Raw genomic sequence first — 24,760 nt, 5'->3', positions numbered from 1 at the left:
CGTGCCGGGACGGCGGCGGTCAGGGCAGGAAGATCGCGTACTCGATCAGGTGCGGGAGCAGGTCGGGGGGAAGGTCGGCGTCCACCGCGAGCTCCTCGGCGGAGACGAAGCCGCCCTGGTCGCCGCGGCGGCGGACGATCCGTTCGACCTGCTCGGTGGTGATGCCGGGCAGCGTGGCCAGGATGTCGGACGGGGCGTGGTTGACGTCGACCAGCCCGCCGTCGTCGTACGTGCGCGGGAGGTCGGGGCGGCCGATGCGCAGCTCGTGGGCCAGCGCCGGGTCCTCGGTGACGATCCTGCGGGCGTCCTCGCGGAGCATCCGGCGGTACTTCGCGACGTGGATGGCGTACTCGTTCTGCCGGCTGTGCGGCCCCGGCCGGGGGAACACCGACGGCCGGACGCTGAACGCGTGCACGGTGCCCGCGATCCACAACATCACCATCATGAACCCGCCGAGCGCGCCCGCCGCCAAGTCGCCCGCGTTCGTCAGCATCAGCGCCATGCCGAGCCCGATGCCGTATCCGGCCGCTGTCGCCCCGAGACCGGCCGAGCCGCGCCGTACGGCGGCGTACATGAAGGAAAAGGGCGTACCAATACCGAACGTTAGGAACGGCACAAAAGCCCACAGAATCCCACTCGGCGTGTCGGGTGGGGGCGATGGAACGGGCGGTACCGGTGCCATCGGCGGTACGGGAGGCATCGGATACGGAGGACGCCACCCAGGTGGGTACGGAGGGCGCGTTCCAGGTGGGTAGGGAGGGTGTCCAGGGTGGTGGTGAGGGCGTCCGGCATGCGGGCGCGGCCGTCGTACCGGCGGGTCGTCGTCGCCGGGATCGTAGGGGCCGTTGACGCCGTGGCTCACGTTTGATTGGACGAACGTGACCCTCCTTGCGTTCCCCCGCGCGTTCCCCCGCGGCGCTTCGTACGGAATCATGGGGCGCGTGGGACGGCTACCAGGAAGCGGACTGGCCAAAGGGCTGGCGGTCACGTTGCGCACGATGACCCGGCGCTCGATCACGCGTCAGTACCCGGAAGTGCAGCCTGACCTGGCACCGCGCAGCCGGGGCGTCATCGCGTTGCTGGAGGAGAACTGCACCGTCTGCATGCTGTGCGCGCGTGAATGCCCCGACTGGTGCATCTACATCGACTCGCACAAGGAGACGCTGCCGGCCGAGGGCGGTGGCCGCGCGCGGACGCGGAACGTGCTCGACCGGTTCGCGATCGACTTCGCGCTGTGCATGTACTGCGGGATCTGCATCGAGGCGTGCCCGTTCGACGCGCTGTTCTGGTCGCCCGAGTTCGAGTACGCCGAGTACGACATCAACGAGCTCACGCACGAGAAGGACCGGCTGCGGGAGTGGATGTGGACGGTGCCGCCGCCCCAGGCCCACGACCCGGCTGCGGAGCCGCCCAAGGAGGTCGCCGCCGCGGAGAAGGCGGCCGCCCGCCCGAAACGGGCTCCCGGGGGCGCCACGTGACCGGTCAAGAGGTCGTTTTCACGCTTCTGGGGATCGTCGCGGTCGGGTCGGCGCTGCTCGTCGTCACCACCCGGCAGCTGGTGCACGCGGCGTTGTGGCTTGTGGTGTCGTTCGGTGCGCTGGCGGGCGGCTACCTGGTCCTCACGGCGGAGTTCGTCGCGTGGGTCCAGGTGCTGATCTACGTCGGCGCGATCGTGGTGCTGCTGCTGTTCGGCATCATGCTCACCCGCGCGCCGATCGGGCAGTCCACGGACCTCGACTCCGGCAACCGGTGGATCGCGGCGGGCGTCGCGGTGGCCACGGCCGCCGTGCTCGTGACCGTGCTGGTGATGGGCTTCCGCGACGCGCACACGCCGTTGAAGCCGGGCGGCGGATCGGCGGACGAGCTCGGCGCCAGCGTGTTCCGTACCTGGGTGCTGCCGTTCGAGGTCCTGTCGGTGCTGCTGCTGGCCTCCCTCGTCGGGGCGATCGTCCTGTCGCGTTCGGACATCGGCCCAGGACGTCCAGGACGCTCAGGAGGCGTGGAACGCCCGGGACACGGCCGTCGCGGGGAGGGAGACGGCTGATGCATCTCGCCTATCCGCTGGTGGTCGCCGCGCTGCTGTTCTCGATCGGCGTGTACGGGGTGCTCGCGCGCCGCAACGCCATCCTGGTCCTGATGTCGGTCGAGCTCATGCTCAACGCCGTCAACCTCAACCTCGTCACGTTCGACATCTGGTGGCGCGACCGGCTGCACGGCGGCCAGGTGCTGACGTTGTTCACCATCGTGATCGCCGCCGCCGAGGTCGGGCTGGGCCTGGCGATCGTGCTGCTGGTCTACCGCACCCGCCAGATGATCGACGTCGACCGGCTGCGGACGCTCGCCGAAGAGACCGGCGACACCGACCTCGGCGAGGACGGCCGCCCCAACGGCCGGGGCGACGGCGGCCCTGGCGAAGGCGGCCCGGACGGCGGCGACCGGGACGAGGAGAACGCGGCGGTCGCGCGCGCCGAGGGGAGCGCCACGTGATCGGGCTCGCCTCGGCGGTCATCCTGCTGCCGTTCCTCGCCGCGTTCGCCGGGATGTTGCTCGGCCCGCGCCTCAGCGCCCTTCTGGGCGCCCCGGCCACGACGGCGCCCGCACCCGATCCCGTGCCGGGCGGCGGCCCGGAGGCGGGCGCGGAGGCGTGGCAGGGCGCCGCCACCGTCGCCGAACGCTCGTTCCTCAGGAACGGCCCGGCACTCATCGCGTGCGTGCCGATCGCCGTGTCGACCGTGCTGGCCGCGATCGTCGGCCTGACCGTGTGGGGTGACCCCGGCGACCGCACCGCTGTCCTCACCCGCGTCCCCACCGGCACTGTCGAGATCGAGCTCGGCCTGCAGATCGACGGGCTGTCCGCGGTCGTCGCGTTCATGGTCTGCTGCGTGGCGCTGGCGGTGCAGGTCTATTCCGTCGCCTACATGAGCAAGGACCCGCGCTACTCGTCGTACGCGGCGTTCATCTCGCTCTTCACCGCGGCGATGTTGCTGGTCGTGTTCGCGGGCGACCTGCTCCTGCTGTACGTCGGCTGGGAGGTCATGGGCGTCTGCTCGTACTTCCTGATCGGCCACCACTGGGAGGAGCGGGCCAACTCGCGGGCGGCGGTCAAGGCGTTCCTGGTGACCCGGCTCGGCGACGTCGGGTTCCTCCTCGGCATCTTCGTGCTGGGCATCGGCGCCGGCTCGTTCTCGATCGAACGCGTGCTGGACGAGGCGCCGTCGATGCCGCACACGACCGTCACCGTCGCGGCGCTGCTGCTGCTCGCCGGGGTCGCCGGAAAGAGCGCGCAGTTCCCGCTGCACACCTGGCTGCCCGACGCGATGGCGGGCCCGACGCCGATCAGCGCGCTCATCCACGCGGCCACGATGGTCGCGGCCGGGATCTACGTCGTCGCCCGCGTCTACGACGTCTTCGTCGCGGCGCCCGCTGCGCTCACCGTGCTCGGCATCCTCGCGGTCATCTCGATGCTGGGCTCGGCTCTGGCGGCGCTCGCGCAGGACGACATCAAGCGCGTCCTCGCCTACTCCACCGTCAGCCAGCTCGCCGTCATGGCGGGCGGCCTGGCGGTGGGCGGCAGGAACGGCGCGGTCTTCCACCTGCTCACGCACGGCGCGTTCAAGGCACTGCTCTTCCTCGCCGCAGGCTGCGTCATCGTCGTCACCGGCTCCAACATGCTCCGTGACTACGGCGGGCTGCGGCAGGGCATGCCGATCACGTTCTGGACGATGACGATCGGCCTCGCCGCGCTCGTCGGCGTCCCGCCCACCAGCGGCTGGTTCAGCAAGGACGCGGTCATCGAGGCCGCGCAGCACGCCGCCCTGAGCGACGGGGCGTCGGCCGCCGACTGGCTGGTCTACCTCGGGCTGCTGCTCACCGTCGCGGTGACGGCGGCGTACGCGACCAGGCTCTGGCTGATGACGTTCTTCGGTGAGAACCGCGGGCGCGGCTCCTACCAGCCGGCGGAGGCCCCGATCCTGATGGTGGGCACGGTGACCGTGCTCGCCGTCCCGGCGGCGTTCATCGGGTTCTTCGGCATCGGCGAGGCCGACCTGCGGCCGCACCTCGGCTCGGCGGTCCTGGCGCTGCTGTTCGTGGTCGCCGGGGCGGGCGCGGCGTTCGTCGTCTGGAACCGCGACCCGGCGCTCGACCCCGCCCGCGCCCTCGGCCCGGCGCGTCCGGTCTTCCTGCGGGCCTTCTATGTGGACGAGGTGTACGACGCGGTGATCGTACGGCCCGTACGGGCACTGGCCCGGTACGTCGTCACGTTCGACGGCAGGGGGATCGACGCCGCGGTCGTCGGCACCGCGCGCACGGCGCGGCGGCTCGGCGAGCTGGCGCGGCTGCCGCAGAACGGCAACCCGCAGGCCTACCTCACCGGCGTCCTCGCCGGGACCCTCGTGATCGTCGCCGGGGTGGTGATCTTCCTGTGATCCTCCTGCTGATGGTGGGGATACCGCTCGCCGGAGCGCTGCTGCTGCTCCTGCCGGCGGAGCGGTTCCTGCCGGGTGACGTGGCGGTGCGCCGCTACGGCGTCGCGGTCTCCGGGGTGACGTTGCTGGTGGCCGCTGTGGCTCTGGCGGCGTTCGACTTCGGAAACCCGACGCGGATGCAGTTCGGCGTCAACGAGGAATGGGCGCCGTCCGTCGGGCTGCGCTTCCACCTCGGCGTGGACGGGATCTCGCTGCCGCTGGTCGTGCTGACCGCGCTGCTGACGTTCCTGTGCTTCCTCTACACGATCAAGCACCCGCCCGCAGGCGGTTCTGGGCGGCTGCTCACCGCGTTGCTGTTGTTGCTCGAAGTGGGGATGCTCGGCACCTTCGTGTCGCTCGACCTCGTGCTCTTCTTCGTGTTCTTCGAGGTCGTCCTCATCCCCATGTACGTGGTGATCGCGTTGTGGGGCGGCGCCGGGCGCCGGGCGGCCGCGTACAAGTTCATCCTCTACACCCTCCTCGGCTCCGGCCTGCTGCTGGTCGGCATGCTGCTCGTCGCGGTGAACGCGGGCACGCTCGACATGACCGAGCTCGCCGAGCGGCAGGGCGCCGGGGTCGCCCACGGCATCCAGGTGACGGCGTTCCTGCTCATGGGCCTCGGCTTCGCGGTCAAGGCACCGATGTGGCCGCTGCACACCTGGCTGCCCGACGCGCACACCGAGGCGCCGACGGTCGGCTCGGTGCTGCTGGCCGGAGTGCTCCTGAAGATGGGCACGTACGGCTTCGTCCGGATCGCGGTGCCCGCCGTGCCGGAGGGCGCCGAGTTCTGGGCGCCGTGGCTGGGGCTGCTCGCGGTCATCGGGATCGTGTACGGCGCGCTCGCCTGCCTGGCCCAGCGCGACCTCAAACGGATGATCGCGTACTCGTCGGTCGGGCACATGGGCTTCGTGCTGCTCGGCATCGCCACGCTGACGCCGGTCGGGCTGAACGCGGCGCTGTTCGGCAACATCGCGCACGGCCTGATCACCGGACTGCTGTTCTTCCTGGCCGGAGCGGTCAAGGAACGGTACGGCACCGGCGATCTGGACGCGCTCGGCGGCGGGATGCTCGCGAAGGCCCCCAGGCTGGCGTCGATCCTCACGTTCGCCTCGATCGCGAGCCTCGGGCTGCCGGGCCTGGCCGGGTTCTGGGGCGAGATGCTCGCGCTGCTCGGCGCGTACCGGCCGCACGGCGATCTGCCGCGCGAGACGTTCGTGACGTTCATGGCGGTCGGCGGGCTCGGCGCGGTGCTGACCGCCGCCTACTTCCTGCGCATGCTCGCCAAGATCACGCACGGGCCGCCGTCGGAGGCCGTGGCGGCGCGGCAGGTCGCCGGGATCTCGGTGTACGAGTACGCGGCGTGGACACCGCTCATCGTGCTGACGCTGCTGGTCGGCCTGTGGCCCAAGGCCCTGCTGGAAGTGACCACCGCCCCCGTGCGGGCGCTGCTGGGAGGTGGCTGATCATGGGCCGGGTGATGTCATGGGCCAGGTGATCCAGAGCATCGACTACGCGGCCGTCGCGCCGGCGCTGATCGTGGCGGTGGCCGCGATCGCGGTGCTGCTGGCCGACGCGTTCGACGTGCCGCGCCGCGTCGTCGGGATGCTCAGCGGCGGAGCGCTCGCGGTGGCGCTGCTCAGCGTCGTGCTGCTGGCGTTCGGCGACCGTCGCGCCACGTTCTGCCTGCCGGGTGAGCTGCGCGGCAACGGCCCGCGGTCGTGCTCGTACGTGGCGGACGACTTCACGCTTCTGTTCCAAGGGGTCGTGCTGGCCGCGGCCGTCGTCGTCGTGCTGCTGTCGCTGCGTGAGATCGCCGAGTCTGAGATGCCCGCGGGGGAGTACCACTTCCTGCTGCTGTCGGCCATCGTCGGGGCGCTGAGCCTGGTGGCCGCGCGTGACCTGGTGCTCCTCGTCGTGGCGCTGGAGACGTTGTCGCTGCCGGTGTTCGCGCTCGTCGCGCTGAAGAGGTACAGCGGTACGGGTTCGGAGGCGGCGCTCAAGCTCTTCCTGGTCTCGGTCGTGTCGGCCGCGCTGATGTTGTTCGGGATCAGCCTGGTGTACGGGGCGACCGGCGCGATGCACCTCGACCGCATCGCCGCCGCGCTGGAGCGCCTGCCCAGCGACTACGACCCGGTCGTGGGCGTCGGCATCGTCCTCGTGCTGGTGGGATTCGGCTTCAAGGTCGCCGCGGTGCCGTTCCACTTCTGGGCGCCCGACGTCTACCAGGGCGCGCCGCTGCCGGTCGCGGCGTTCCTGTCGGTGGTCTCCAAGGCGGCCGGATTCGCCGGGCTGGCGATCGTGCTGGCGCTCGGCTTCCCCGCGTACGCCCACGTCTGGGGTCCGGTGGTGGCGCTGCTCGCCGCGGTGACGATGACCCTCGGCAACCTGATGGCCCTGCGGCAGCGCACCGCGATCCGCCTGCTGGCCTGGTCGTCGGTCGCACAGTCGGGATACATGCTCGCGCCGCTCGCGGTCGGCACGCACCGCCTGCCGGAGGCGGTCGCCGCCACGACGGCGTACGTGGCGCTCTACGCCGTCATGAACCTCGGTGCGTTCGCCGTGGTCATCGCCTTCCGTGGACGTGCCCAGCAGGGCTTTGCCGAATACGGCGGAGCCGAATGGGACACCTTGGACGACTATCGCGGGCTCGCCCGGCGCAGCCCGGCCATCGGCGCGGCCCTCGCGTTCTTTCTGATCTGCCTGGCCGGACTGCCGCCGGGCGTGATGGGCCTCTTCGCCAAGGTGGTGGTGTTCCGCGCGGTGGTCGCCGGGGACGTCACGTGGCTGGCGGTCGTCATGGCGATCAACACGGTGATCGGCCTGTACTACTACCTGGTCTGGGCCGTCCGGCTCTTCGCCGCGCCCGAGGGCCGCCCGTACCTGCTCGCCGCCGGGCCCGGCGGTTTCCCCGTGCGCGCCGCCATCGCGGCGACCGCCGCCGGGGCCGTGGTCCTGTCGGTGGCGCCGCAGCTCGTCCTGCAGACGGTCACCTCGGTGAGCTGACCGGCGGACGCCCGTTCGACCGGACGCCGTTCACCTGGACGCCCGTTCAGCCGGACGCCCGTTCACCTGCGAGCCCTTGCGGGCTCGGGCCTGCGGCCGGTTTGACGCGTCCCGAAGGTGGAACATTCGCCCAGGTCAAACCGTTCTTGAAAGGGGACGGAAACAACGGGGAGGCAGGGCAGAAGTGCAGTTCAACGGCGTCAAGACGGCGGCTCTCATCGCTGCGCTGTCCGCATTGATGCTCGCGGTGGGCTGGGTGCTGGGAGGCAACGCGGGCCTCTTCATCGCGCTCGTCATCGCGCTGGTCACCAACGGCATCGCGTACTTCTTCAGCGACCGGATCGCGCTGCGTTCGATGCGCGCCCATCCGGTCGGCGAGGTCGAGGCGCCGGTGCTCTACCGGCTGGTCCGCGAGCTGGCGACCTCGGCGCGGCAGCCGATGCCGCGGCTGTACGTGTCCGAGACCATGCAGCCCAACGCGTTCGCCACCGGACGCAACCCGCGCAACGCGGCGGTGTGCTGCACGCGCGGCATCCTGCGGATGCTGGACGAGCGGGAGCTGCGGGCGGTGCTCGGACACGAACTGTCCCACGTCTACAACCGCGACATCCTCATCTCCTCGGTGGCCGCCGCGATCGCGACCGTCATCACCTACCTGTCCCATCTGGCGATCTTCCTGCCGATCGGCCGTTCCGACGACGATGACGGCCCCGGCCTGCTCGGCGCGCTGCTGATGCTGATCCTCGGGCCGATCGCCGCGGCGGTGGTGCAGATGGCGATCAGCCGGACCCGCGAGTTCGCCGCGGACGCGTCCGGCGCCCAGCTCACCGGCGACCCGCTGGCGCTGGCGAGCGCCCTCCACAAGATCGAGGCCGGGACGCAGGCGATGCCGCTCCCGCAGGACCCCGAGCTGGCCTCCACCAGCTCCCTCATGATCGCCAACCCGTTCCGTGGCCGTGGCATGGGCAAGCTGTTCTCCACCCACCCGCCGACGGCCGAGCGCATCGCGCGCCTGGAGCGCATGGCCGGCCGCCCGCGCTGAGCACGATGCCCGGCGGCCGCAGGGCCGCCGGGCATTCGTACGGGTTGAGGGCTCCGCTCCGCTACTTGAGCCTGCCGAGCTTCTGCACGTTGGCCTGCGGGACGGCGCCGGCGACGGTCTGCTTGGGATTGCCGGCCATGCGGCCACCGATGATGTGGTAGCCCTGGTACGCCTTGCAGGTCCCCGCGGTCACCTCCTTCGCCTTGAAGTACCCGACCGGCTTGCCGAGCTGGAGGCGCTTGCCCTTCAGCTGGGCCTTGCGCACGACGACGCGGCCGTTCTTCGAGTGGATCCTGAACCGGCAGAGGGGCTCCCTGACGGCGGCCGCCGCGGTCACGGAGGTGGACGTCACGTCGGCGGCGCTCGCCTGCACCGCCGCGTCCACGGCCGTCGCGCCACCGACGGCGAACGTGCCGAAAGCCAGGGACGCGAGCAGCTTCCTCGTGCTGAGCATGGTCTACCCCGAATTCGATGAGCTGGTTGCCCCGGGCGAACAGGCCGCTCCGGGGTGGCGCCTGACGGACGCCCGGACGCCACTCTGCCTGTCGATCACTCTTGCGACCACTAAGAGTGGTTATTGACTACTGCAAGTCATCGTCTTCAGGGCAGGGTGAGGATCATCGGGCCGTCCGGGGTGATGGCGACCGAATGCTCGAAGTGCGCCGCGCGGCTGCCGTCCGCCGTGGCGATCGACCAGCCGTCGGGCAGCACGCGGATGCCGTTCCGGCCGCCCTCGTGGAACATCGGCTCGATCGCGATGGTGAGCCCCTCTTTCAGGCGGAGGCCCTTGCCGGGACGTCCGGCGTTGGGCACCGGCGGGTCCTCGTGCATGGCCGTTCCGATGCCGTGCCCGCCCCATCCCTCGGGCATGCCATAGCCGCCCTCCAGCGCGGTGCGTTCGACGGCATGGGCGATGTCGCCCATCCGGCCGCCGGGCCGCGCGGCCTCGATCCCGCGTTCCAAGGCGATACGCGTGGCGTCCATCAAGGCCTGGGCGGCCTCGTCGGTCCGGCCCACCGCCACCGTGATCGCCGCGTCGCCGTGATAGCCGCCGAGCTCCGCGCCGCAGTCGATCGAGAGGACGTCGCCCTCGTTCAGTGGCCGCCGGCTCGGGAGGCCGTGCACGACCACGTCGTTCACCGACAGGCAGACGGTGCCCGGGTAGGGCGTCGGCGCCCAGTCGGGCTGATAGCCCAGGAACGAGGGTCGCGCCCCCATCTCCTTGATCGTTCTCGCCGCGACGGCGTCGAGCTCGGCGGGCGGGACGCCGGGCTCGGCCGCGCGCCGGACCGCCTCCAGCGTGTGTGCCACGACCCGGCCCGCCTCGCGCATGCGTGCCCACTCGCGCGGGCTTCGATAAGTCACCATGGCGGTAGATAGTAATACCAGTATTTAAATCTCCGATACACTCCGGCCATGGTGCGTACCCCTTTGACCGAAGAGCAGCGCGACCGAGGCAAGGCGCTGGGGCAGGTCCTGCGTGCGGCCCGGGGCCCGCGCAGCGCGGCCGGCGTCGCCGCCGAGGCCGGTATCTCGCTCGACACCCTGCGCAAGATCGAACGCGGCGCCATCGCGGCCCCCGCGTTCTTCACCGTGGCGGCCCTCGCCCGCGTGCTCGACCTGGATCTGGCGGCCCTCGCGCGCGAGCTTCAGCCCTTCGACGAGACCTCGTCGCTCGCCGGCTGAAAACTCATCTGAACCTCTCGGCGCCTTCCCCCGTCATAAGAAGTGCGGGCGCGCCGGGCGCCTTCTGCGGGGGAAGACGGCCGGCGCGCTCGTTCATCGCTAGCGGTAGTTCGTGAACTGCAGGGCGACGTCGAGGTCCTTGCCCTTCAGCAGCGCGATGACGTCCTGAAGATCGTCCTTCTTCTTCGAACTCACCCGCAGCTCGTCCCCTTGGATCTGGGCCTTGATCCCCTTCGGCCCCTCCTCGCGGACGATCTTGCCGATCTTCTTGGCGTCCTCCTGGGAGATGCCCTCCTTCAGCGCCACGCTCAGCTTGTAGACCTTCCCCGAGAGCTTCGGCTCGCCGGGGTCGATGGCCTTCAGCGATATGCTCCGCTTGACCAGCTTGTCCTTCAGCACGTCCAGGACGGCGTTCGCCCGCTCCTCGGTGTTGGCCTGGATCTCGATGGTCTCCCCGGACCACTTGATCCCGGCGTCCACGTTCCGGAAGTCGAACCTGTTGGCCACCTCCTTGGCGGCCTGGTTCAGGGCGTTGTCGACCTCCTGCCGATCCAGCTTGCTCACGATGTCGAACGATGAGTCAGCCATGGGACACCATTCTCGTCTGCTTCTTCCGGTAGTCCCCCGAGCGTAGCGAGACCACGCCGAAGACATGAGCCGCCGGCGCCCGCCCTGGCGAGGAAGCCCGATGTCACGAGCACCGCCGGGGTCCGCTATTCTTTCCAGTGCCGTCGCGAGAGCGACGCCACGGCGGGTTGCCCGAGTGGCCAATGGGAGCGGACTGTAAATCCGTCGGCTTAGCCTACGCAGGTTCGAACCCTGCACCCGCCACACCACGCCGAACGGCCCCCGACCAGCCCAAACGGTCGGGGGCCGCCCGCGTTCACCCCACGCGTGGGCTGGTCAGTGGGTCACTCTGAGTCCCAGGAGATCTGCAGGGTGGAGGAGTAGGCCCCGTCGCCGCCCAGCGTGTTGGGCTGTGGTGCGCCCCAGACTGTGGAGGCGTTGACGTCTTTCGGGCGGCGCACCTCGGTCGCGCTGAAGGCGTAACCGTCTTGCTCGGCCTGCTCCCAGGTGAAGACGACCCGTTCCTTGGGGGTCAGGCTCCGGAAGGTGTCCGGCTCTTTGCTCCAAATCGCCGAGAAGTGCGCCCAGACTTCACCGGGAACGTCAGGAGAGGCGAGGACTCCCCAGCCCTCCGCCGAGTGCCAGGACTTGACTGTGCCGTTGACGGGTTCTCCACCTGAGTTCATTGAGCTGCCCTTCAGTGGAGCCGTTTTTCGTTTGTTGTTTTCAGGGCCGGGCGTAGGTGGGTGTAGGCCCAGCTTGCCAGGGTCGTGGGTGTTGTGGTCACCACGTCACGTGGCTGCTCGGGGACCAGGTCGCGCGTTCCGGCGGACATTCCGACTATGCCCTCCACTGCGGTGGGACTCAGGCCGGCTGAGCGGAGTGCGGCGCGGACATCGTCGGGATCGACGGCCTTGAGTTCGATCGGGCGGTCCAGGACCTCGGTGAGGATCTTCGCGACCTGCTCGAAGCTGAGGTCTTCGGGTCCGTGGACGGCCTGGACGACGCGGCCCTTCCAGGCGTCGTTGAGCAGTCGTGCGGCGGCCACGTCGCCGATGTCGCGCGGGTCGACCCATGGCATGGGCCTGTCGGGCGGGAACGGGCTGATCAGCACGCCTTGGGCCAGGCTGTCCAGGTCCTGCATCAGGTTAGTGAAGAAGTAGCTGCAGCGTAGGTGGAGGATGTCGGCGCCGGTGGCGTCGAGCCGTTCCTCTATCCGGGCCAGCCCGTCGATGTGGCCCGCTCCGTGACGCTTCTCGGCGCCGACGCTGCTCAGTAGGACGACCCGTCCGATGTCACCGGCGCGGGCGACATCCACGAGGCCGGAGGCCGTCTTCTCCGAGGTCTCGATCGGGTTGTCGGCCGAATGCGGAGTGGGGTCGACCCAGAAAACCGTTCGCACGCCGACCGTCGCCTCGCGGACGAACGCGGCGTCGGTCAGGTCACCGCGGCGTACGTCGACGCGCTCGCGGGTAGCGGCGTCCAGACGGGCGGGGTCGCGGACCAGTACTCGCGGCCGGACGCCGGCCTGCAAGAGCAACCGGACCACACGGGATCCGACATGTCCGGTCGGAGTGGTGACTGCGATGGTCATTGTGCTCCTCTCTGTTGGTTTCAGGCTAGGCATGAATGCGGCCAGGATCTGGCCGCATTTGAGTTGTCACGCGAGGGTGGGGCACGTCGTCTCCCTGGAAACAGGAGAGGGAGCATGCGCGCAATACGAATTCACAAGCGTGGTGGCAGCGATGGTCTGGTCCTAGAGGACACGCCGCTCCCGTACGCGGCCACCGGCGACGTCATCGTCGAGGTGCGTGCGGCCAGCTTCGTCCCGGACGAGCTGGAGTGGCCCGGAACGTGGGCCGACCGAACCGGACGGGAGCGCACGCCGTCCATTCCCGCCCATGAGGTGGCCGGTGTGGTGTCCGAGGTCAGATATGGAACGAGCGGCCTGGCGGTCGGGGACCGCGTCTTCGGGCTGACCGACTGGCACCGGGATGGCGCCGCGGCGGAGTACGTGGCGGTCGAGGCGCGGAACCTGGCGCCGATACCCGAGGAGCTGGGTTTCGTTCAGGCCGCCGCCCTGCCCTTGGCGGGGCTGACCGCCTGGCAGGGTCTGTTCGTGCACGGTGAGCTTCGGCCTGGTCAGCGCGTCCTCATCCACGGGGCCGGGGGAGGGACGGGAACACTGGCCGTGCAGTTGGCACGTGAAGCGGGAGCTCACGTCATCGCCACCGGCAGGGGCCGGGCCGCTGAGGTGGCGGCCGAGATGGGCGCGAAGACGTTCGTTGACCTGGAACGGGAACGGTTCGAGGACGTGGAGCCGGTCGATCTGGTCTTCGACACCATCGGAGGCGAACTGCTCGAACGTTCGGCGGGGAACGTCAAGCCGGGCGGCACGCTCGTCTCGATCACGGCGCCGCCGCCGGTGCGGCCCGAGGGCGGGCGTGCCGTCTTCTTCATCGTCGAGCCGAACCGTGACCAGCTCACCGAGCTCGCGCGGCGGGCGGCGGCGGGCCTGCTACGACCGCATGTCGGTGCCGTTCACCCGCTGGCGGAGGCGCGGGAGGCGTTCCAGGGCAAGCGCGGTGTGCCCGGCAAGGTGGTGCTGGAAATCTGACCGATATTCGCGCGCTCGGTGCGAATATATCGACGAAAGCCCTGTTTATACTCCCGGGTATGGACGGGTTTGAGGTTCGCGAACTGCGATATTTCGTCGCCGTCGCGGAAGAGCTCAGCTTTTCTCGTGCGGCCGCGCGGCTGGGTATCGCGCAGCCGCCCTTGTCGAGGGCCGTCAAACAGCTCGAAAGGCGCCTCGGTGCCGACCTGTTTCAGCGCGACACCCATAAGGTCACGCTGACGGACCTGGGGCGGTCGCTGCTGGAGGACGCTCGCGACGCGCTCGACGTCATGTCCGCGGTGAGTGAACGTGCGCGGCGGCAGGCGCAGGCCCACCCCGGCTTGGCGGTGACGGCCAAGCCGGGCGCCGCGACGGAGATGTTGCGGCGGATCGTCGGGGTCTTCACGGCGCTCCCGGACGTTCCGGCCGTGGAGGTCAAGGTGAGCGGCTACCGCCAGCAGGCCGCGATGGTCCGCGACGGGCGGGCGGACGTGGCGCTGGTCGGCTCACCGCTCGACCGGTGGCGGCTGGAGTTCGAAGTGCTCAAGGTCGAGTCCAGGGTCGCCGCCCTTCCCGCAGGTCACCGGCTCGCCGAACGGGAACGGCTGAGCTGCGCCGACCTGCACGGCGAGCCGATGCCCCGGTGCGCGCAGGGATCGCCGGCGCACCGTGCCTACTTGCAGGGCCGCGACATCCTGCCCGAGGAGGACGAGTGCGTCCCGGGTCCCGTGGTGAACGACCCGGAGCAGCTCCTGGAGGTGGTGGGGTTCGGGCAGGCCGTGGCACTGGTCCCGGCCTGGCTCGCCGGGCGCAATCCCCGGCCGGACGTGGTCTATCGGCCGGTGATCGACGCGAGCCCCTATGTCACCGCGATCGCGTGGCGGCAAGGCGCGCGTTCCACCGCCATCGCCCAGTTCGTCCGCACCGCCACTGATCTTTACAACACCGCACACTGAGCATTCACATAAAGGCGCTTCTGTTCTGAGGCCGGAAGCACGCCGGCCGCGGAGTTCGGTCATGCCGCGACCGATCCCGCAGCGGCGGGATGCCGCGAAATCGTGACCGGTATGTCCATGGCAGACGCCGCAACGTACCCGCGGACGCTACGATGCCGGCGATTCCTCGGCGTGCGTCACCGCGTTCTGCGGGATCACCGTCACGCTGTTCCTCGTGCTCACCGCGGTGTGCGTCGCGTTCCTCCGGATGCGCGTGATCAACCGTCGGGGGACGAGCCATACGGCCTCTACAAATTGCACTCCGAACTCTGGGAGGAGTGGCAGAGTCGCGTGTCGCCCAGCGATACCTAGCCGCGTGGAGCGGTGTCAGGGGAAGGCCTTCAGCGTGCAGGTGAGTTACGCGAGTGAAGCGACGCCCGGACGGGGGAACGAGGACTACGTCGTCGCGGGACCCGGATGGGTGGCCGTGCTCGACGGGGCCACCGCGCGTCCCGGAGTGGAGAGCGGCTGCGTGCACGATCCGGCCTGGCTCGTGCGGCGGCTGGGCGCGGAGCTCGGCGCGCGCCTCGTGCTGGAGAACCGAACGCCACTGATGGATCTCCTCGCCGACTCGATCAAGGGCGTTCGCGAACTCCACGCGTCCACCTGCGACCTCGACAATCCCGACAGTCCATCCAGCACGGTCGCCCTGCTCCGCCGCGCGGCCGACAGGGTCGAATGGCTCGTGCTGGCGGACTCGCCGGTCCTGCTCGACCTCGGTGACGAGGTACGGGTCGTCCGCGACGGCCGGGTGGACGAACTGCCGAGCTACACCGACGAGGCCGTCCGCGCGGCCCGCAACCAGCCGGGCGGTTTCTGGGTGGCGAGCACCAAGCCGGAGGCCGCGTACGAGGCGCTCGCCGGTGAACTCTCGATCGACCGCGTACGCCGCGCCGCCCTGCTGAGCGACGGCGCGGCCCGCCTCGTCGAGCGGTTCGGCCGCATCGGATGGACCGAGCTCTTCGACCTGCTCGACCACGCCGGGCCACGCGAGGTGATCAGACGGACGAGAGAGGCGGAGGCAACGGAAACCCTGCTCCGCGGAAAGCGCTACGACGACGCGACGGCCGTACTGGTCCGCTTCTAGCCACCCGCGTACGGTCCGCTTCTAGCCACCCGCCGCCGCCCGCTGCTCAGGCCGCGGCATCGTCGGTGGCGGAGGGGCGCTGATGACCCGTCACCCTGGGCAAATCGGGCGTACCTGTGGCGGTCCGGCGTTCCCGGAGGCCGTGCGCTTGAGCGGCCGGATTTGATTTCGTATCCGGTGCGCAGGCCGTGTATGGTTACACCCGTCGCCAAGACGGCAGGCCCCTTTAGCTCAGTCGGCAGAGCGTCTCCATGGTAAGGAGAAGGTCTACGGTTCGATTCCGTAAAGGGGCTCAAGGAAGTCCGCATCCCCCGGTCCGCTCGGAGCGGGCCGGGATTGTTCGGTTTCCGAGGTGTTGTGGCCATCAGGTATCCTGACCTACCGGTCCACACCGACCATCACGGCGGGGTAGCTCAGTCAGGCAGAGCAAGCGGCTCATAATCGCTGTGTCGCCGGTTCAAGTCCGGCCCTCGCTACTACCCGACCTCTCGTCCCCACTCCGGGCGGGATGGCCGGTGCTCAAGATCAGGGGTCGTCCGCCCGGACGGCTCTGGATTGCAACGCATGTCCCAGTCCCTAGTCAGAAAGGCACTCCATCGTGGCTGCCACCGACGTTAGGCCGAAGATCACGCTGGCCTGCCAGGAGTGCAAGCACCGCAACTACATCACGAGGAAGAACCGGCGCAACGACCCGGACCGCCTCGAGATCAAGAAGTACTGCCCCAACTGCCGGACCCACCGTCCGCACCGCGAGACCCGCTAGACCCGCTAGTCGAGCCAGTCCCGCGACCCGACGGTCTGCAACCCGCCGCCACAGGCGTCGGTCCAGACCGGGCCGCACCGCATCGCCGCGGCCTTGGCGCACCAGTTGGACGGCGTCTTCCCATCGCTTGCTCTGACGTACTCAGCCCGTCTTCGCGCACCCGCGAGGGCGGGCTGAACGTCGTTCTGTTACGGTCCGTCCGAGACGACAGCACGTGCCGGGCGCGGGCACGCGGGCTCGAACGGCCCGTTGGACCTGGAGGGACGGATTGCATGGCACTCAACCGTGATTTCATCGGGCGGACGTTCCCGCCCAGTGAGCCGTACGAGGTCAGCCGGGTGAAGATCCGCGAGTTCGCGGACGCGATCGGGGACCGCAACCCGGTCTACCGCGACCCGGAGGCGGCCAAGGCGGCGGGGCACCCGGACGTCATCGCCCCGCCGACCTTCCCGATCGTGGTCTCGCTCGGCGGTGCCGCGCTGACGGACCCGGACCTCGGGCTGAACCTCGCGATGGTGGTGCACGGCGAGCAGCGGTTCGAGTACCTGCGTCCGATCCAGGCGGGCGACGTGGTGACCTGCACGTCGACGATCACCCTGATCAAGGCGATCGGCAAGAACGAGAAGATGGACATCGAGACCGACATCACCACGGTCGAGGGCGAGCTGATCGTCAAGACCTTCAACACGATCGTGGAGCGGGGGGCCTGATGACCGCCAAGGTGAAGTACGACGACGTCGAGGTCGGCACCGAGATCCCCGCGCAGACCTACCAGATCGACCGGCTCAACCTGGTCATGTACGCCGGGGCCTCCGGCGACTTCAACCCGATCCACTGGCGCGAGAGCTTCGCCAAGAAGGTCGGCCTGCCGGACGTGATCGCGCACGGCATGTACACGATGGCCCAGGGCGGCCGGTTCGTCACCGACTGGGTCGGCGACCCGGGCGCGGTCGTCGACTACGGAGTGCGGTTCTCGGCCCCGGTCGTGGTGCCCGACGAGGGCGGCGCGACCCTGCAGATCAGCGGCAAGGTGGAGGCGAAGCTCGACGACAACAAGGTCATCGTCGCGCTGACCGCCCGGTCGGACGAGCAGAAGGTCCTCACCCGCGCCAAGGCCGTCGTCCGGCTCGCCTGAACTGAACGCCGCCCCGCCGCTAGGACGCTGTCCGCCCGCCATACGGCGGGTGCCTAGCGGCGGGGTCGATGCCGTCTGGGTACGCCCCGTTGCCCGGCACCAACAGGGCCGCCGACGCCGCTCCACTGCGGTCGGTGGTGTGGCGGTATAGGGCTGGCCCCTACGATCGGGGCGTACGGGAGGCGCGAGGGCACGGTACGTGACCGTCCGGAAGGCGGGACCGGACGTGGACGTACGGGAGGGGAAGACCGCGTGGCAGTGTTCGCTGAGGACGTGAACCTGGCCGGCTACACCACGCTGCGGCTCGGCGGTCCGGCGCGTCGGTTCGTCGAGGCGACGACGGAGGCCGAGCTGGTCGCCGCGGTCCGGCGGGCCGATGAGGACGGCGAGCCGGTGCTGGTGCTGGGCGGCGGCAGCAACCTCGTGGTCGCCGACGCGGGGTTCCCCGGCACTGTCGTGCATGTCGGCACCCGTGGCACCGAGGTCATTCCGGCTGAGGGCGGCCGGGTGCTGGTCCGCGTGCAGGCGGGTGAGGAGTGGGATCCGTTCGTGGCGCGCTGCGTCGAGGACGGGCTCGCCGGGGTCGAGTGCCTGGCGGGCATTCCCGGCCGTGTCGGTGCCACGCCGATTCAGAACGTGGGCGCGTACGGGCAGGACGTCAGCGAAACGATCGTCGGGGTCCAGGCGTACGACCGGGAGACCCGCAAGGTCGTCACCCTCGATCGTGAGGCCTGCCGGTTCACCTATCGGCACAGCGTCTTCAAGGGCTCGGACCGCTACGTGGTCTTGGACGTGACGTACGCGCTGCTCCAGTCCGAGGAGTCCCAGCCGATCGCGTACGCCGAGCTCGCCCGGAGGCTGGGCGTGGAGCCCGGTGACCGTGTCTCGCTCAAGGAGGCCCGTGAGGCCGTGCTGGAGCTGCGGCGCGGCAAGGGCATGGTCCTCGACCCGGACGATCCCGACACCCGCAGCGCCGGCTCGTTCTTCACCAACCCGATCCTGGACGCGGCGCAGCTGGCCGAGCTCGAACGCCGGGTCGCCGAACGGCTCGGCCCGGACGCCGCGTTCCCCCGTTATCCCGAGAGCGGGGGCCGCACCAAGACCTCCGCCGCCTGGCTGATCGATCGCGCGGGCTTCGTCAAGGGCGAGGCGCTCGGCCCGATGCGGATCTCGACCAAGCACACGCTGGCCCTCACGAACCCCGGCGGCGGCCGTACCGAGGACCTCCTCGCGCTGGCCCGGCACGTCCGGGCCGGTGTGCGGGAGGCGTTCGGTGTGGAGCTGGTCAACGAGCCGGTCTTCGTCGGCGTCACCCTCTGAGGTAACCTGGTGATCGCCCGAGGGGGAGTAGTCCCAATCGAGTGATCGACATGCTGGCGGCCCGTACGGCCGCCCGGTCACTCGGGCCCGCGTTCACGCGGGCGGACGAGACCTTCGGCCTGGCAGTGATGCCGGGCCGAGGTCGCGCGCGTCCTGACCGCCCCGCCCTCCGCTCGGCCTCCGAGCGAGAGGGAAACGGTGTCGGCCTTCATCATCAGCCTGGTTGTGATCTTCGTTGCGGAGCTGGGCGACAAGAGCCAGCTCATGGCCATGACCTTCGCCACGCGGTTCCGGACGCTTCCGGTGCTCGTCGGCATCACGGCCGCCACAGCGGTGGTGCACCTGGCCAGCGTGCTGCTCGGCGCCGCGCTGGGCGCCGCGATCCCCACCGGGCCGATCGCGATCCTGGCGGGGGCGGCGTTCTTCGGCTTCGCGGCGTGGACGCTGCGCGGCGACGAACTGGACGACGACGAAAGCGCCAAGGCCCGCCGGGCCACCGGATCGGCGATCCTCGCGGTGGGCGGCGCGTTCTTCCTGGCCGAGCTCGGCGACAAGACGATGCTCGCCACGGTCACGCTGGCCGCCGACCACGGCGGCGTGGCCGGGCTGACCGGCGTGTGGCTCGGCTCGACGGTCGGCATGGTCGCCGCGGACGCGCTGGCCATCGTGGTCGGACGCGTGCTGGGCCGGCGCCTGCCCGAACGGGTGATCCGGTACGGCGCGGCGGCGGGATTCGCGGTCTTCGGGGTGCTGCTGCTCGTCGACGGCATCAGAGGCCTCTGACTCCTGGTGAGCAATTGCTGACACGATGTGCGCGGCGGTAACAATTGTTTTCTCAGGGTCGCAGGTGTCTTGTGCGTTCCCCATGGGCCGTTTCGCGCGCATCATGAAGGCAAGGCTCTTCACCCCCGCGGGGTCGTGCCGCGGGAGGGTCTTGATGGGGCGGAGCACGAGGTGGCCATTCCACGACCCCAACGGGGTCTGGGACTGCGTCCTCAGTTGAGCGACGAGGTCGCGGCCCGTATCCGTGAGCTGATCATGGATGGACGGGTGCGGCCCGGGGAGTTCCTCCGGCTGGAGCGGCTCGCGCTGGATTTCGGCATCAGCGTGACGCCGGTCCGGGAGGCATTGCAGTCCCTGCGCAGTGAGGGTTTCGTACAACTGGAGCCGCGACGCGGGTTCGTCGTAGCGCCGCTGTCCAAACAGGACGTCAAGGACCTGTTCTGGGTACAGGCGAGCATCGCGGCCGAACTGACCACGCGGGCGGCCGGCCTGATCGGGCCGGAACCGCTCCGCGAGCTCACCACGATCCACCGCGGGCTCGACCAGGCGGTGCGCGCCGGCCGGGTGGATCTCGTCGAGGAGCACAACCACGCCTTCCACCGGGCGATCAATCTGGCCGCGGACTCGCCGAAGCTGGCCTGGTCGCTCGGCTCGGTCGCGCGCTACGTTCCGCGCGGGCTGTACGGGCGGCTGACGGACTGGCCCGCCGTGGCCCTCCGGGACCATGACCGGATCATGACGGCGCTGAGCCTGCATGATCCGGAGGCGGCGAGCGAGGCCATGCGGGCGCACATCACCCAGGCGGGCGAGCTCCTCATCGCGCATCTGGAACGCCAGGGCCTGTGGCGGGCGGTGCTTGACGAAGTTAGTGATTGACCAATAACTTTCCCGCATGGGTCCACGTATGAGCGCCGGCGAACGGCGCGAGGACGCCGTCCGCGCGGCGCTCCACGAGTTCGGCCGAGGCGGCTACGAGGGCACGTCCACCGCCGCGATCGCCAAGCGCGTCGGCGTGTCCCAGCCGTACCTCTTCCGTCTCTTCCCGTCCAAGCGCGCGCTCTTCCTCGCCGCGGTGGAGCGTTGCTTCGACGACATGGAGGAGGCCATGCGCGACGCCGCCGGCGGCAAGTACGGCCAGGAGGCGATCGTCGCCATGGGGGCGCGCTACCGGACGATGCTCGACTCCGGTGTCCACCTCAAGTTCCAGTTGCAGCTCTACGCGGCCGCGCTCGACGACGAGGAGGTCCGCCAGATCGGGAACACCCGATGGGCCGAACTGTGGCGCACCATCGGCGAGCTCACCGGCGAGCCGGCCGACGAGGTCCTGCTGTTCGTGGCGAGAGGAATGCTGCTCAACGTCCTGACCGCGCTCGACGTCCCCTACACCCCCGGCGCGGAGCTGGGCCGATCACTTCGCGAGTGGTCCGAGAAGGTCTGACCGTCCCGGCCCTTCGTTCCCGCACCGCGGCCCCCTTTTTTGTCCCAAGAAGTTAGTGACTGATAACTAACCAAGGAGAAGGGTCATGCGGCACCACCCCCTGAAAACGTTCATCGTGACCGGCATCGCGCTGTTCATGGTGTCCCTGGACAACCTGATCGTCACCAACGCGCTGCCCTCGATCCGGGCCGATCTCGGCACCGGCCTCGAAGCCCTCGAATGGACCGTCAACGCCTACACGCTCACGTTCGCCGTCCTGTTGCTCACCGGCGCCGCCGTCGCCGACCGGTTCGGCCGACGCCGGCTGTTCGTGATCGGCATGACCGTCTTCACCGTGTCGTCCGCCGCCGCGGCGCTGGCCCCCGGCATCGGCACGCTGATCGCCGCCCGGGCGATCCAGGGCGCGGGTGCCGCCATTGTCGCGCCGCTCACCCTCACCATGCTCGCCGCGGCGGTGCCCGCGGCCAAGCGCGGGCAGGCCCTCGCCGCCTGGGGCGCCATGAGCGGGCTCGGGGTGGCGCTCGGCCCGGTCGTCGGCGGCGCGCTCACCGAGTACGCCACCTGGCAGTGGATCTTCTGGATCAACGTGCCGATCGGCGTCGTCCTGCTCGCCCTCGCCAGGCCGTTCCTCACCGAGAGCCACGGCCCGCGCAAGCCGCTGGACCTGGCCGGCACCGTCATGGTCAGCGTCGGCCTGTTCGGCATCGTGCTCGGCCTGGTGGAGGGCAACGGCCGGGGATGGACGAGCGGCCTCGTCCTCGGGTCGCTGATCGTCGGCGCGGCCGTCCTGGTGGGCTTCCTCGTGTACGAGGCGCGCACCGCTCATCCCATGTTGCCGCTGGCACTGTTTCGCGGACGCGGCTTCAGCGCGGTCAACGCCACCGCCCTGGTGATGTCGTTCGGCATGTTCGGCGCGGTGTTCCTGCTCGCGCAGTTCCTCCAGAGCGTGCAGGGCATGTCCCCGCTTGAGGCCGGCGTCCGGACGCTGCCGTGGACGGCGATGCCCGTCCTGGTGGCCCCGCTGACCGTCCCGCTGATGGCCCGCATCGGCGCGCGCAACGTCCTGGTCGTCGCGCTGACGTTCCAGACCGCCGGGATCGCGTGGCTCGCCGCGGTGACGAGCGTCGACGTCACCTACTCGGCGCAGCTTCCCGCGTTCGTCCTGGCCGGCGTCGGCATGGGGCTGTTCTTCTCGCCGCAGGCCCGCCTGGTCCTCGCCTTCGCGCCGCAGGAGTTCACCGGCGTCGCGTCCGGCGTGAGCAACGCCCTGCGCCAGCTCGGCACGGTCCTCGGTGTCGCCGTGCTCGGCGCGGTCTTCGCCGCCAACGGCGACTTCGAGAGCCCCGCCACGTTCACGGCCGGCCTCACCGCCGCGACCTGGAGCGGCGCCGCCGTCCTCGCCGTCGCGGTCGTCGTCGCGCTGATCATCCCGGTCCGCCTGCCGGCTTCGTCCGATGCGGACGCCACCTCCGAACGGGGCGAACCGGCCCCGGCTCAGGTCGAACCGGCCCCGGCTCAGGTCGAACCGGCCGCGGCTCAGTCGCCCACGTCGGCCTGAGGTCCCGCCAGCCAGCCGTCGATGTCGTCGAGGAGGCGCTTGCGGACGGCCTCGGGAGCGGCCGAGCCCCGGATCGACTGGCGGGCGAGCTCGGCCAGCTCCTCATCGGTGAAGTCGTGGGCGGTACGGACCAGCTCGTACTGCCGGACGAGCCGCGAGCCGAACAGCAGCGGGTCGTCGGCGCCGAGCGCGAGCCGCGCCCCCGCCTCGAACAACTCCCGGACGGGCACGTCGGCGGCCGTCCGGGCCACCCCGAGACCGACGTTGGAGGCCGGGCACACCTCCAGCGTGACGCCACGATCGACGATCTTGCCGAGCAGGCGGGGATCCTCGACGGCCCGCACGCCGTGCCCGATCCGTTCGGCCTCCAGAGTCTCCAGGCACTCGCGCACGCTCTGGGGGCCGAGCAGCTCGCCGCCGTGCGGCACCGCGAGCAGGCCGCCGCGGCGCGCGATGCGGAACGCGCCGTCGAAGTCGTACGCGCGGCCCCGGCGTTCGTCGTTGGACAGCCCGAACCCGACGACGCCCTGGTCGGCGTAGCGCACCGCCAGGCGGGCGAGCGTCTTGGCGTCGAGCGGGTGCCGGGTCCGGTTGGCCGCGATGACCACGCCGATCCCCACCCCGGCGGCCTCCTCGGCCTCGCGCGCGGCGTCCAGGACGAGCTCGACCGTCGGCGTCAGCCCGCCGAAACGCGCCGCGTACCCGCTCGGATCGACCTGGATCTCCAGCCAGCCCGACCCCTCGGCGGCCTCGTCCTCCGCCGTCTCGCGCAGCAGCCGGCGCAGGTCGTCCGGCGTCTGGAGCACCGAGCGCGCGATGTCGTACAGCCGCTGGAACCGGAACCAGCCGCGTTCGTCGGTCGCCTGCAGCCGCGGCGGCCAGTCCTCGGCCAGGGCGTCCGGCAGGTGCACGCCGCGCTCGGCGGCCAGCTCGACCAGCGTCGAGTGCCGCATCGAACCGGTGAAGTGCAGATGCAGGTGAGCCTTGGGCAGCGTGGCGAGATCACGGGATGCGGGTCGGGAACGGGCCTCCATGAACCAATGTTGCCCGATCTTGGGCCTGGCCTGTGCCCGGACGCACCCCGGACACCCGCGGACCCCCCGTGACGGTCATCACCCATGACCCGGAACGACCAGAGACGGCATGGGCACAGGCCGTACGGCCGCCCTCACCGAAAGTTCCCAAAATACTTCGGGTGACCGTGCAACCCCGGTCTGAGGTCGCGCGTATATGAGGGGCGCAAGAGGTCAGAGGGTCAGAAGGGACACAGAATGTTCACGACGAAGGCAGTCCTGGTCGCCGCGTCCGCAGCCGGCGCCGTCGCGGTCGGCGGGGTCACGTGGGCGGCCACGGGGCAGTCCTCTCTCGGTCTTCCGGGCGGCGCCCCCAAGTCTCCGGTGGCCGCCCAGAAGGTGCGGGACGCGCTCCCGGCCGCGCCGGCGACCGCCTGCCTGCCGAAGGACAAGCTTCCCAAGGTGCCCGACGCCAAGGCGCCGAACGTCCCGAACGTCCCGAACGCGCCAAAGGCCCCCGACGCCTCGAAGCCGAACCTTCCGAACGTCCCCGGCGCACCTCAGGACGTCCCGGGCGTGCCCAAGAACGTCCCCGGGGCGCCCAAGGACCTCCCGAGTCTCCCCAAGGCAGACGTCCCGGCCGTCCCTAAGGACGTCCCGAACGTGCCCAAGGACGTCCCCGGCGTCCCGAAGGACGTCCCCGCGCTTCCGGCCTGCCCGCCCGGCACGGGCCGCGTGCCGTCCCCCGCGCCGAGCACCCTGCCCACGGACGCGCCGAAGCCGAACCTGCCGAGCCTGCCGAAGGTCCCCGGCGTGCCGAAGAAGCCCGACTGCGGCCAGCTGCCGCCCGCCGTCCAGCTCGGCGGCTCGATCGAGAAGACGTTCATCGCGCCGAAGGGCCTGCGGTTCGCCTCCGCGAAGAGCGCCTTCATCGAGGTGAAGTCGCGGAAGATCTGCACGATCACCCAGAAGTGGACCGGCGCGGCGGGCCAGTGGCTTACCGTCGAGCGCCTGAAGGTGCCCGCCGGGGTCACCGAACGCGAGCTGCGCAAGGCCCTCAGGCTTCCCCAGACGGGCGGCCGGCAGATCTCGCTCAACGGCGGGCTGGCCTGGCAGAGCCCCGCGAACGGAGGAGTCCTGCTGTACGACCAGAACGGCTACTCGCTCTTCGTCAACGGCAGCCGCGTCATGTCCGGCGGCTTGCAGGACCTGACCGGCGCGCTGCACCAGGCGAAGTAGACACCGGGGCGGACGGCCCTGGCGCGGGGGCCGTCCGCCACCGGCACG

General features: G+C 70.3%; 26 protein-coding genes, 3 tRNA genes and 1 pseudogene. 23 read left to right on the top strand and 7 right to left on the bottom strand.

From position 1 onward, the window contains the following. Positions 1-19: 19 nt before the first annotated feature. Positions 20-574, bottom strand: coding sequence for a ComEA family DNA-binding protein (locus ABD333_RS22530; protein WP_344543839.1), 555 nt, complete (start codon positions 572-574; stop codon positions 20-22). A gap of 367 nt (positions 575-941) precedes the next feature. On the opposite strand from ABD333_RS22530, the gene ABD333_RS22525 reads away from it, so the two are divergent. The 7 genes and pseudogenes from ABD333_RS22525 (at position 942) to htpX (ending at position 8,511) form a co-directional block, all read left to right on the top strand. Beyond that, positions 942-1,478 carry a NuoI/complex I 23 kDa subunit family protein gene (locus tag ABD333_RS22525; RefSeq protein ID WP_344543837.1) on the top strand — a complete coding sequence of 179 codons (537 nt, stop codon included), beginning with the start codon at positions 942-944 and terminating at the stop codon, positions 1,476-1,478. Then, entirely contained in the window at positions 1,475-2,044 is a 570-nt protein-coding gene (locus ABD333_RS22520) for an NADH-quinone oxidoreductase subunit J family protein (RefSeq protein WP_344543836.1), read from the top strand. The genes ABD333_RS22525 and ABD333_RS22520 overlap by 4 nt, the downstream gene beginning before the upstream one ends. After that, positions 2,044-2,346 (top strand): annotated as a pseudogene (gene nuoK / locus ABD333_RS22515) (NADH-quinone oxidoreductase subunit NuoK); the annotation flags it as partial. The gene ABD333_RS22520 and the pseudogene nuoK, both read left to right, overlap by 1 nt. Before the next feature lie 137 nt (positions 2,347-2,483). Beyond that, positions 2,484-4,427, top strand: coding sequence for an NADH-quinone oxidoreductase subunit 5 family protein (locus tag ABD333_RS22510; protein ID WP_344543834.1), 1,944 nt, complete (start codon positions 2,484-2,486; stop codon positions 4,425-4,427). Further along, complete coding sequence (locus tag ABD333_RS22505; protein ID WP_344543833.1) at positions 4,424-5,929, top strand: complex I subunit 4 family protein; 1,506 nt, start codon at positions 4,424-4,426, stop codon at positions 5,927-5,929. Before ABD333_RS22510 ends, ABD333_RS22505 begins: the two co-directional genes overlap by 4 nt. A gap of 19 nt (positions 5,930-5,948) precedes the next feature. Beyond that, complete coding sequence (locus tag ABD333_RS22500; RefSeq protein WP_344543831.1) at positions 5,949-7,469, top strand: NADH-quinone oxidoreductase subunit N; 1,521 nt, start codon at positions 5,949-5,951, stop codon at positions 7,467-7,469. A 184-nt stretch (positions 7,470-7,653) separates the two neighbouring features. Further along, on the top strand, positions 7,654-8,511 hold the full coding sequence (htpX, locus tag ABD333_RS22495) for a zinc metalloprotease HtpX (protein WP_344543830.1): 858 nt from the start codon (positions 7,654-7,656) through the stop codon (positions 8,509-8,511). Positions 8,512-8,572: 61 nt separating this feature from the next. On the opposite strand, the gene ABD333_RS22490 is transcribed toward htpX, so the two are convergent. Continuing rightward, positions 8,573-8,965, bottom strand: coding sequence for a hypothetical protein (locus tag ABD333_RS22490; RefSeq protein WP_344543828.1), 393 nt, complete (start codon positions 8,963-8,965; stop codon positions 8,573-8,575). Between the two features lie 146 nt (positions 8,966-9,111). Beyond that, positions 9,112-9,879 carry a type I methionyl aminopeptidase gene (gene map, locus ABD333_RS22485; protein ID WP_344543827.1) on the bottom strand — a complete coding sequence of 256 codons (768 nt, stop codon included), beginning with the start codon at positions 9,877-9,879 and terminating at the stop codon, positions 9,112-9,114. A gap of 48 nt (positions 9,880-9,927) precedes the next feature. Between map and ABD333_RS22480 the strand changes: the two genes are divergently transcribed. After that, a complete protein-coding gene (locus tag ABD333_RS22480; RefSeq protein WP_344543825.1) occupies positions 9,928-10,197 on the top strand; it encodes a helix-turn-helix domain-containing protein in 270 nt (89 codons plus the stop codon). Positions 10,198-10,296: 99 nt separating this feature from the next. Here the strand turns inward: ABD333_RS22480 and ABD333_RS22475 are convergent, their stop codons facing one another. After that, the gene (locus ABD333_RS22475; protein WP_344543823.1) at positions 10,297-10,785 is read right to left on the bottom strand and encodes a YajQ family cyclic di-GMP-binding protein; all 489 of its coding nucleotides are present in this window, start codon (positions 10,783-10,785) and stop codon (positions 10,297-10,299) included. A gap of 161 nt (positions 10,786-10,946) precedes the next feature. Here ABD333_RS22475 and ABD333_RS22470 point away from each other — a divergent pair. Beyond that, positions 10,947-11,028 (top strand) — tRNA-Tyr (locus ABD333_RS22470). An 80-nt stretch (positions 11,029-11,108) separates the two neighbouring features. On the opposite strand, the gene ABD333_RS22465 is transcribed toward ABD333_RS22470, so the two are convergent. Together ABD333_RS22465 and ABD333_RS22460 are read right to left on the bottom strand one after the other, a co-directional pair. Further along, positions 11,109-11,450: a cold-shock protein gene (locus ABD333_RS22465; protein ID WP_344543822.1), complete on the bottom strand. Its 342-nt coding sequence runs from the start codon at positions 11,448-11,450 to the stop codon at positions 11,109-11,111. 11 nt (positions 11,451-11,461) lie between these two features. After that, entirely contained in the window at positions 11,462-12,358 is an 897-nt protein-coding gene (locus ABD333_RS22460; protein WP_344543820.1) for an NmrA family NAD(P)-binding protein, read from the bottom strand. Between the two features lie 114 nt (positions 12,359-12,472). Between ABD333_RS22460 and ABD333_RS22455 the strand changes: the two genes are divergently transcribed. The 13 genes from ABD333_RS22455 to ABD333_RS22395 all read left to right on the top strand — a co-directional run bounded on the left by ABD333_RS22455 (position 12,473) and on the right by ABD333_RS22395 (position 22,460). Then, positions 12,473-13,381, top strand: a complete 909-nt coding sequence (locus ABD333_RS22455; RefSeq protein ID WP_344543819.1) for an NADP-dependent oxidoreductase — start codon at positions 12,473-12,475, stop codon at positions 13,379-13,381. A gap of 59 nt (positions 13,382-13,440) precedes the next feature. Next, positions 13,441-14,337 carry a LysR family transcriptional regulator gene (locus ABD333_RS22450; protein ID WP_344543817.1) on the top strand — a complete coding sequence of 299 codons (897 nt, stop codon included), beginning with the start codon at positions 13,441-13,443 and terminating at the stop codon, positions 14,335-14,337. 391 nt (positions 14,338-14,728) lie between these two features. Next, positions 14,729-15,463 (top strand): protein phosphatase 2C domain-containing protein, encoded by a 735-nt coding sequence (locus ABD333_RS22445; RefSeq protein WP_344543816.1) that lies wholly within the window; start codon positions 14,729-14,731, stop codon positions 15,461-15,463. A gap of 220 nt (positions 15,464-15,683) precedes the next feature. Next, a tRNA-Thr gene (locus ABD333_RS22440) sits at positions 15,684-15,756 on the top strand. A 109-nt stretch (positions 15,757-15,865) separates the two neighbouring features. Beyond that, a tRNA-Met gene (locus ABD333_RS22435) sits at positions 15,866-15,939 on the top strand. A 122-nt stretch (positions 15,940-16,061) separates the two neighbouring features. Beyond that, positions 16,062-16,226, top strand: coding sequence for a 50S ribosomal protein L33 (gene rpmG, locus ABD333_RS22430; protein WP_026404241.1), 165 nt, complete (start codon positions 16,062-16,064; stop codon positions 16,224-16,226). 272 nt (positions 16,227-16,498) lie between these two features. Further along, positions 16,499-16,936, top strand: a complete 438-nt coding sequence (locus tag ABD333_RS22425; RefSeq protein WP_344543814.1) for a MaoC family dehydratase N-terminal domain-containing protein — start codon at positions 16,499-16,501, stop codon at positions 16,934-16,936. Then, positions 16,936-17,361: a MaoC family dehydratase gene (locus ABD333_RS22420; RefSeq protein WP_344543813.1), complete on the top strand. Its 426-nt coding sequence runs from the start codon at positions 16,936-16,938 to the stop codon at positions 17,359-17,361. Before ABD333_RS22425 ends, ABD333_RS22420 begins: the two co-directional genes overlap by 1 nt. 252 nt (positions 17,362-17,613) lie before the next feature. Beyond that, entirely contained in the window at positions 17,614-18,681 is a 1,068-nt protein-coding gene (locus tag ABD333_RS22415) for a UDP-N-acetylmuramate dehydrogenase (protein WP_344543811.1), read from the top strand. 198 nt (positions 18,682-18,879) lie between these two features. Then, complete coding sequence (locus ABD333_RS22410; protein WP_344543810.1) at positions 18,880-19,464, top strand: TMEM165/GDT1 family protein; 585 nt, start codon at positions 18,880-18,882, stop codon at positions 19,462-19,464. A 216-nt stretch (positions 19,465-19,680) separates the two neighbouring features. Then, positions 19,681-20,340 carry a GntR family transcriptional regulator gene (locus ABD333_RS22405; RefSeq protein ID WP_344543808.1) on the top strand — a complete coding sequence of 220 codons (660 nt, stop codon included), beginning with the start codon at positions 19,681-19,683 and terminating at the stop codon, positions 20,338-20,340. Between the two features lie 16 nt (positions 20,341-20,356). Next, positions 20,357-20,902, top strand: coding sequence for a TetR/AcrR family transcriptional regulator (locus ABD333_RS22400; RefSeq protein WP_344543807.1), 546 nt, complete (start codon positions 20,357-20,359; stop codon positions 20,900-20,902). Positions 20,903-20,987: 85 nt separating this feature from the next. Continuing rightward, the gene (locus ABD333_RS22395; protein ID WP_344543805.1) at positions 20,988-22,460 is read left to right on the top strand and encodes a DHA2 family efflux MFS transporter permease subunit; all 1,473 of its coding nucleotides are present in this window, start codon (positions 20,988-20,990) and stop codon (positions 22,458-22,460) included. Here ABD333_RS22395 and ABD333_RS22390 read toward each other — a convergent pair. Further along, complete coding sequence (locus ABD333_RS22390; RefSeq protein WP_344543803.1) at positions 22,439-23,494, bottom strand: adenosine deaminase; 1,056 nt, start codon at positions 23,492-23,494, stop codon at positions 22,439-22,441. The two genes, ABD333_RS22395 and ABD333_RS22390, sit on opposite strands and share 22 nt — an antisense overlap. Positions 23,495-23,731: 237 nt before the next feature. On the opposite strand from ABD333_RS22390, the gene ABD333_RS22385 reads away from it, so the two are divergent. Next, a complete protein-coding gene (locus ABD333_RS22385; RefSeq protein ID WP_344543801.1) occupies positions 23,732-24,712 on the top strand; it encodes a hypothetical protein in 981 nt (326 codons plus the stop codon). Positions 24,713-24,760: the final 48 nt, after the last annotated feature.

The sequence above is a fragment of the Actinomadura fulvescens genome, assembly GCF_039533225.1.
Lineage (GTDB): Bacteria > Actinomycetota > Actinomycetes > Streptosporangiales > Streptosporangiaceae > Spirillospora > Spirillospora fulvescens.
Note: the sequence above shows the minus strand (reverse complement) of the source record. Positions and strands in the feature narration are given on the sequence as shown.